General features: G+C 41.3%; 2 protein-coding genes. Both read right to left on the bottom strand.

The features are described from left to right. Window positions 1–615: ParA family protein (locus tag A3766_RS25865; RefSeq protein ID WP_068643244.1), on the bottom strand; the 615-nt coding region annotated here is incomplete at its 3' end. A 44-nt stretch (window positions 616–659) separates the two neighbouring features. Continuing rightward, window positions 660–904: RsmG family class I SAM-dependent methyltransferase (locus A3766_RS25860; RefSeq protein ID WP_197479752.1), on the bottom strand; the 245-nt coding region annotated here is incomplete at its 5' end.

The following is a 904-nucleotide window of genomic DNA, read 5'->3' as shown; positions in this document are numbered from 1 at the left end:
GAAATATTCCTGAAGTTCATCAGATACATCTCTGGTTAAACTATTCCTTGGGTCATACATAGTACGAAGTATGCCGGAAATTTCTAACTTCGGATTGATGGTTTCTCTAATCTGCTCAACCGTATTCATTAATGCGGCCAAGCCTTCTAGCGCATAATATTCGCATTGCATTGGAATGATAACGCCGTCCGACGCTGATAAGGCATTAACGGTTAGCATATTTAGAGAAGGAGGACAGTCGATCAAGACGAATTCATAATCATCACGAATAGATTTTAAGGCTTGCTTCAGTCTATGTTCACGGCCAATCTCATTAAGGAGCTCGACTTCCGCTGCAGTCAGATCGCCATTGGAAGGAATAACATCGTATTTACCAACGACTGAACGCGTAATGACCTCTTGAACATCGGCCTTTTTGGTCAGTACATCATAGGCCGTATATTCAATTTCATTCTTGCTGATCCCGCTACCCATAGTTGCGTTTCCCTGCGGATCAAGATCAATAAGGAGAATTCTGCGTTTGGTCGCAGCCAGCGATGCAGCAAGATTTACAGTGGTGGTCGTTTTTCCAACCCCCCCCTTCTGGTTAGTAATCGCATAGATTTTCGCTGGCACTGTGTAACCCTCACTTATAGACGCTTTCAATAGCAATATGCTTATTACGCTGAAGTTTTCTCTATGATAATTAAATGCCTGTCCTCTTCACAAGCGGGAACACATAACTTAATTGCGTTTTTAACATGATAATCTATTGGCAGTGCATTAATCTCATCTTTTGGATGCAAACCTTTCATTGCTAAAAACTCACCCTTTTCAGTAAGTAAGTGCTTACATAGTTTTACCATATTATCTAGCGCTGTAAATGCGCGTGACATAATTTGGTCAAATTGTTTATCCTGCGCAA

The organism is Oleiphilus sp. HI0132 (genome assembly GCF_001635845.1).
Note: the sequence above shows the minus strand (reverse complement) of the source record. Positions and strands in the feature narration are given on the sequence as shown.